General features: G+C 75.6%; 4 protein-coding genes. All 4 read right to left on the bottom strand.

The window, feature by feature from the left end:
* Window positions 1–4,921 (bottom strand): DNA-binding protein (locus E1258_RS27910; RefSeq protein WP_132406371.1); only part of this gene is annotated, 4,921 nt, incomplete at its 3' end.
* Window positions 4,918–5,775: a DUF4132 domain-containing protein gene (locus tag E1258_RS27905; protein ID WP_132406369.1), complete on the bottom strand. Its 858-nt coding sequence runs from the start codon at window positions 5,773–5,775 to the stop codon at window positions 4,918–4,920. The genes E1258_RS27905 and E1258_RS27910, both read right to left, overlap by 4 nt.
* Window positions 5,775–6,131, bottom strand: a complete 357-nt coding sequence (locus tag E1258_RS27900) for a hypothetical protein (protein WP_132406367.1) — start codon at window positions 6,129–6,131, stop codon at window positions 5,775–5,777. The genes E1258_RS27905 and E1258_RS27900 overlap by 1 nt, the downstream gene beginning before the upstream one ends.
* Window positions 6,132–6,329: 198 nt before the next feature.
* The coding region (locus E1258_RS27895) for an arabinofuranosidase catalytic domain-containing protein (RefSeq protein WP_132406365.1) at window positions 6,330–7,334 on the bottom strand (1,005 nt) is incomplete at its 5' end.

Here is a 7,334-nt window from a genome sequence, read left to right as displayed (position 1 = left end):
GGGTGTCGAGGCGGGGCCGGTCGCCGTCGCGCAACCGTCGCCAGGCCCTCCGGTACAGGTCGGCGACCGGCTCGACCGGCACGGTGACGGCGAGCGCGGCCGTACCGTCGGGTGCCAGGTCGAACAGGGTTACTTTCCAGCCCTCGATGGGGGCCTGCCCGTTGCCGCGGGTCAGCCACGGGCCGGGCAGGAACAGCGACCGGCCGGCCCTGGGCCGACTGGCGGCGACGACCAGGTCGGTGCCGGCCAGTTCGGCGCGGGCCGCCTTCAGCCGGGCCGGTTTCCAGCCGGTCCACGTCGCCGTGTTCCGGTCGGTCGGGTCCGGCATGGCGAGCAGCATCAGGTACGCCGCCGCCGCGTCGGCGCCCAGGCCGTGTGCCGTGGCCACCTCGGCGACCAGGTCGGGCACGGACCGGGTGGGGTCCTGCGGCCACCAGGTCCCGCCCTCGGCCCGGTCGCCGCCGGCCGGGTCGCCGGGGTCGGCGAGCAGCGCCGCGAACCGCGGGTCGCGGACCAGCCGCAGGGCCACCTCCATCGGGTACGGCTGGGCCGCGTCGGGTCGCAGCGCCGGCAGGTACGGGTCCGTCCCGTCGGCGTCGAGCAGGTCCGGCCGCAGCGCGGGCGAGGGCTGGTCGTCGTGGGTGGCCAGCACGATGGCGCCGTACCGTTCCCAGCCCGGCCCGGCCTCCGACGGTGCGCCCGCCACCTGGCGGAACGCCGGCAGGGAGACGTACTGGTCGAGGTCGAGCAGCAGCCCGGGGTTGGCCAGTCGGTCCCCGATTGCGGCCAGGGCGGCCGGTAGCGCGGCCCGGCATTCGTCGCCGGCCGGCGTGTGGTGGGCGACCCAGGCGGCCAGGGCGACCGTAGAGGTCAGCGTCTTGCCGGTGAAACCGGTGGCCCGGTCGTCGACCGGTCGGGCCCGGTCACCGCTGATCTCGAAGGCCAGGTCGGTGCTCAGCTCGACCGACCGGGCCGGGTCCACCAGCGCCGGCAACGCCTGGGCCGGGCTCCAGTCGGCGCGCACCACCCGCACCGCTGCGGCGAGCAGGTGTTCGGGCACCACGACCCGGCGGCCCAGCGCGGCCGTCCAGACCGCCGCCGCCGCGTCGACGTCCGGACCGTCGGTCCACAGCCGGGCCGGATCGTCGGGCAGCAGCGCCGCTACCACCTCCCGCCGGAGCTGCGCGCTGGCCTCGTTCAGCATGCCGAAGGCCAGCTTCACCTCGCCGACCTGCCGGATTCCGAGTGCCCGGCGCACCTCGACCGGCACAGGGGTCGTCGAGTCCGCGTTCGGCACGCCGGCCAGCACCAGCTTCGCGGCGGTGGAGGTGAGGCCGGTCAGCTCGGCGAACCGCTCGGCCGCCTCCGGCCGCCAGGGCACCGGGCCACGCGCGGCCCACTCGGTGCGGAAGCGGGCCAGCCAGCCGGCCGCCCGTTCGTCGCCGACCGGCACCGAGGAGTCCACCGTGTACGGCTCGGGCACCGCGAACACGCCGGCCGGGTCGTGGTACAGCGCGTCGAGGTGGTAGCCGGTGCGCGTGCCGCTGGCGGCGAGGACGGCGAGGAACGCCCCGTCGGGCAACGGCAGGATGCCCGGCCGGGGATGCCGGCGGGCGCCCTGCGGGTCGGTCAGGTCGCCGTCGAGCAGGTGCAGCCGGAACCGACGCCACCGTGCGGGTTCGGCCGCCGTGCTGAGGTCGAGCCGGTCGAGTTCGGCGAGCAGGGCGGCCAGGTCCTCTCGGTGCTCGTCCGGGGTGGCCGCCGCGACGGCCCGGTAGGCGACGGCCGCGACGCCACCGAGCACCCGCCACCAGTGCAGGGCGCCGGGCAGCGCCGGCCCGTCGAGGTGCAGCCGCACGGCGGGATCGGTGCCGCCGGTCGCGGACCGCTGGGCGGCGAACGCCTGAAACTGGGTGAAGGCGTGGGCCAGGGCGGCCTCCCCGTGGCCTGCGCCGCGCAGGCCGTCCAGCGCCGCGCTGAGCCGCCTGTCGGTGGGGCCGGTGGCGGTGGCCACCGGGACCTCCGTCGGCGCGGACAACGCCCGGGTGAGCCGCTCGGTCGTGGCGTCCAGGCCGGTGCGGACCCGGGCGGCCAGCCGCAGCACCCCCGCGACTCCGGCGAGCAGCGCGTCGTGGCTGATCGCCGGCACCGTCGACCGGATCAGCGCGACCAGCGGGTCGGGCCCGGGGGTCCCGGCGGCCGGGGAGGGTGCGGCCGGGCCGGCGCGGCGAGCGCCGGTTCGGGCCGCCGCCTCGGCCAGCAGGGCACGCCGTTCGTCGACGGCGACCGTGAGCAGCCCGGCGACGGTGTCCCGGTCGATCCGCCGCAGGGCGGCGGAGCCGGCCGGGTCCCGGGGCAGCAGGTTGCCGAGGAACTCGCAGGCGGGCAGCGGCACCGCGTCGGGGGTGTAGTGTCGGCCGGACTCTCCGCCGACGGCCGACACGACACCGTCCGGCCCGAGCAGGACGAGGTTGCGCAGCACGGCGCGGGGCCGGTCGTCGCCGGGCAGCACCAGCGCGCCGATCGGCTCGTGTCCCGCCGGCACGGTGACGGTGCGGCCGGCGAGGTCCTCGCCGCGGACCGAGCCGTCCGGCCGGGTGACGACCCGCCAGCCGAGCAGGCCGTCCACCGGCACGGCGGCCGGGGTGGCCCGCTCGGACAGGGCGGGCCGCAGCCAGCTCCTGTGCTCCGTGAGGCTCTCCCCGGGCGGCAGGTCGGCCAGGAACCGGGGCAGGCCGCGCCGACCGTGGGTGCCGCTGGCCGGGTCGTACTCGCGCCAGCCGTGGTCGCCGTCGCCGTCGCGGTACACCCAGTGGGCGGTGCCGTCGGTGATGACCGGCAGCTCGTCGGGGACGACGCTGTCACCGGGGTGCAGCACACCACCGCCGGTGGTCCGCCCACCGCCGGGCAGCGGCAGGGTGATCGTGTTGCGCCGTGGCTGGCTGCCCCGGGTGCGACCCTGGAGGGGCTGGGGTTCGTCGGGGGCCGAATGCCAGTAGCCGCGCAGGTCGTAGCCGAGTTCCTGGGACCGCCAGTAGACCAGCAGGTGGCCGTCGACGTAGTGGTAGCCGGGCTCGCCCCACCTGTCACCGGCGGGGATGCGCAGGTCGTGGCGGAGCACGATGCCCTCGGCGCCGAGCACGCGGACGGTGGTCGGGCCGCCCAGGATGACGTAGGGCCAGGCTTCCTGCCAGGTCAGCTCGACCCGGTGGTCGCCGCCGGTCACCTCCCGCCAGGCCAGCTCCCAGTCCGGCCAGCCCAGCTCGTCGAAGATGCCGCCACGCAGGCTGCCGGCGACCTGCTCGGCGAGGTCGACGCCGAGGGCCCACTCGAGGTCGCCGCCCGGACCGTGGTCGGAGCGGCCGGTGCCACCGGACACCAGCCGCAGCGCCTCGACCGGGAGGCCGTCCAGCCAGTCCAGCGACTCCGGCAGGTACGGCAGCCCGGCGCTGAACCGGTCGCGGACGCGGCCCCGCAGCCATTCGGCCAGCTTCGGCCGCAGGCCCGGCGTGTCGGTCAACCGGCGCAGCGTCTGCGACTCGTTGTCGAGTCGGGCCAGCCCTCGGCGCAGGGCCCCGGTGAACCGGTCGTCGCCGGCCAACGCGAGCAGGTCCCGCTCTCCCCCGGCCTTGACCCACTGCGCCAGGTCCAGGACGTCGCGCTCCTGCGGCGCGGCCACCGGCAGGTCGAGGGCGAGCAGCAGGTCGAGCAGGTCGAGGTCGCCGTCGGCGGCGAGGGTCTCGTCGGTGTCGGCCAGTTCGGCGCGCAGCCGGTCGGCCATCCGTTCGACCAGCGGGTACAGCGCCGGCAGCCGAAGGGGGCGGTAGCCGGAGGCGGCCCGGCCGAGGAAGCGGCGCAGCCACCCCGTGGCCCCGTCGCGGGGTCGGGCCGCGGCCGGCACGTCGGCGTCGGACAGTCCGGCGAGCGCGCCGGTGTCGGTCAACAGGGCCAGCCAGGGGACCAGGTTGTCCGGTTCGGTGGGCATCAGGTCGAGCAGGCTGCCGCGAATCGCCGGGTCGCGGCCGGCCAGCGCCGTCACCGCCGGGCGATGCGCCTTCCACCAACCGGCCGGCGCCTCGGCGGCGGCGGGCAGTCTGAGCAACTCGGTCAGGTAGGCCGCCACCCGGTCGGCGGCAGCGGCGTCGGCCCTGCCGGCGGCCCGGACCAGTCGGTTGACCGCGGTGGCCGACTGGGTGGACGGCACCGCACCGGCGCTCGCGGCGCGCAGCGCCAGCCGGCAGAACCGGTCCAGTGCCTCCTGGGCCGGCAACTGGGCGGACAGTTCCCTCGCGTAGCCGGCCAACGCCGCCCCGGACACCACCCTGGCGGACGCGAACTCCAGGTGGACCTGGTCCAGCCGGGTCAGGTCGATCGGCAGGCCGTGCTGCGCCTCCGCGCGGCGCGCCTTGTTGAACAGTTGCGTCGCGTAGGTGTCCTGCCCGGCGGCCAGGAACTCCCGCGCCGCCTGCTCGAAGAACGTCGGCAGGACGTGCGGCAGCATACGGGCGAACCGGTCGGCGACGGCCAGGTACCCGTCCAGTGCGGCCTTCGGCCGCGACCGTGCCTGCTTGGCGAGCTTGCGCAGTTCCGGCACCGCCGCCAGGACGTGCCGGCCGTCGGCGGGGTGGTGGACCAGCACCCACTCGGGGAAGGCCAACGGACGGCGGGGGCCGAGCCCGACGACGGCCGGCTCGGCGGCCGGGGCCAGGCCGAGGTAGCTGACGGCGATGTCCTCGCCCTCGCCGAGGGCGGCGTCGACCAGCCGGACCACCGGCCGGTCGTCGAGGGCCGGGTGCCGGTAGCTGCGGGCGGTCAGCGGCACCGCCCGGTCGCCGGCCCCGGCGGCACCGGTCGGCAGCACCGCTCCGGCGGCCAGCAGGCTCTCCACCGGCTCCTGGGCCGTGGTGGTCGTCCCGGTCATGCCGTCCTCCCCGTGGTGGTCACGGCGCCCGACAGGGCCGCCGCCATCCGCATCCCCTCCGACCAGGCCACCGGCCCCACCTCGGCCAGCCGCAGGGTCGGCCCGTCCACGACCGCCCAGGAGAGGGCACCGAGGGTGGCCTCGGAGTCCCAGTAGTCCTCGTCGAAGCCGAGGGCGGCCTCGACCGTGCGACCGTCCTCCCAGACCCGGCACCTGACCTGGGCGCCGGAGACCCGGAAACCGAACGTGGCGGCCCGGACTGCCAACCGGTTGGGCACCCGCGTGCCACTGAAGTCGGTGACCGTGGTGTCCCGGTCGGTCAGGGTGGCGGGCCGGTCCCAGATGCCCCGGTGCAGTTGCTCGATGCGCTGGGTGATGTCCAGTTCGTCGGCGAACTCGCGCAGGTCGGCCAGGGCGGGCAGGTGCGCCGGATGGGGCAGCCTGGCGCTGGTCGGCGAGAGCAGGACGGTCTCCCCGTCGAGGTCGACCATCCGCAGGTCACCGGTGTCGGTGACGTCCCGCAGGAAGCCCGGCGCGGCGGGGTCGTCCCCGAGCACCACGAGGTCGCAAAGCGCGTCCCGCCAGGCGGGATCCGGCCAGACCCGGGCCAGCAGCGCGGTCGGCACCGGCAGCGAGGACACCACCCAGGCGTCGACCCGGGCCAGGCACTCGGCGGCGTGCCGGTCCAGCCACTGGGCGAGCTGCCGCAACCGGTCCACCTCGGGGTTGTCCCGCAACGCCTTCGGCAGGGTCCTCAGCGGACGCCCGGTGGCCCGTGGGCCGGCCGACCGGGCCGCCACCTTCCCGTCCACGAGGGAGATCTCGTACGAGTCTCCCACCGATAGCCAGCCCATCAGGAAACACCCTCCGCAGTGGGCGGAATCACCAGATTCCACATGAAACCCGCCATGATCGGCGACGCACGGAGGCTAACAGTAGCGAGCGACAAGATCGCTGGGATGGGCCGGGAGGCGGCGCCGGACCCCCGTACGGGCGGCACCGGGTGCGCCGGCTGGTCGAGCGGACGGGCCCCGGCGGCCAGCAGGACCGCCGGGGCCTCGCAATCCATGAGCCGGTTACCGTCGAGCACCAGCACCAGCACCACATCGGCGTCGGCGACCGTCGACAGCCGGTGCGCGATGACCACCCGGGTCGGCGGCAGCGCCCGCAGGCCGGCCCCGGCCGTCGCCTCGGTCACCGTGCCCGGCACGCTCGTCGCCTCGCCCAGGATGGGGGCGCAGCTCCAGCTCGGCGGCGATCGGGATCGAGTTCCACCGCGGCAACAGCCTGCGCAAGCTCGCAGTCCGCAGCCGCACCGGGCGGGCCGCCCGCCGGGCCCGTCGCGCCGGTCACCACCGCGGCGAAGCGTGGTGACCGGCGGACGGGGTGTGCAGGTGGCGTCGCCGGGTCAGCGGTAGCCGGCGGCCACCACGTTGGCCTGCACCGCGTTCTCGGTCGCGTCGGACGGATAGCCGGCGACCATGGCCCCCTCGTAGAAGGTGCCGGCGCTCAGGTTCGCGCCGCCGTCGGGCTTGCAGCAGTCCCCGCCGCTGCCCAGGATGATGGCTCCCTGCTTCTTCATCGGGCTGTATCCCGGCGGGAGCGCGCCGTCCCAGAGCGTGTACAGGCTGCCCGACTGGGCGTTGCTGCCCTTGATCGCGAAGCGCGTCGTGCCGTTGTTCTTCAGCGTCGCGGTGACGAACTTGCTGGTGAAAGACCGCTGGTTGGGGTTCCAGGAGCTGCTTCCGCCGGGGAACAGCCCCCATTCGAGGTCCGCCTGCACCCACGGGCCGGTGCCGGAGCAGCCGCCGAACCAACACTGGGTGCTGAAGTTGATGGCGTCCATCGCCCCGGCGGCGTCGGCCTTCCTCGTCGTCTCGCTGTTGCCGTAGTCGAAGCAGCAGCCGTTGTTGACGTGGGTGCCGCTGGTGACCATGTACATGCCCTCGGGCGCGGCACCGGTCGGCACGCCGGTCAGGTGGCCGTCCCGCCAGTAGCTGTTACCGGGGTTGATGTAGAGCGAGTACGCCTTCGCGCCGCCCACCGTGAGCGACTCCGAGGTCGCGATCGCCGGCCTGCTCTGCGGCGAGCCCGGCACCACGCTCGATCCCTGGTACCAGAGGTCGTTGCCCCGCCCGGACTGGTCGAACACGACCGTGATCACGCAGGTCGTGCCCGCACAGAACGAGTCCTGCGTCGCCGCGTTGGCGGTGCCGCCCGCGCTCAACACGCCGATGTTGCGGGTCGTGTTGTCCGACGAGCGCCGGACCTGGTACAGGTTGCCGTTGTACGCCGCGAGGAGCGCCCGCGTGGTGCTGTGCGCCGCCACGCACGGGGTGCCGCCGGAGGCGTAGATGTCGCACGGGAGCGCGCCGCTCGGCGGCGGGGTGCTCGGTGGCGGCGTGCTCGGCGG

The sequence above is a fragment of the Micromonospora sp. KC207 genome, from assembly GCF_004348615.1.
Classification (GTDB): domain Bacteria; phylum Actinomycetota; class Actinomycetes; order Mycobacteriales; family Micromonosporaceae; genus Micromonospora.
Note: the sequence above shows the minus strand (reverse complement) of the source record. Positions and strands in the feature narration are given on the sequence as shown.

Excerpts from the sequence above, each read along its gene's own strand:
- E1258_RS27905 (WP_132406369.1), bottom strand. The coding sequence starts at position 5,775 with ATGGGCTGGCTATCGGTGGGAGACTCGTACGAGATCTCCCTCGTGGAC.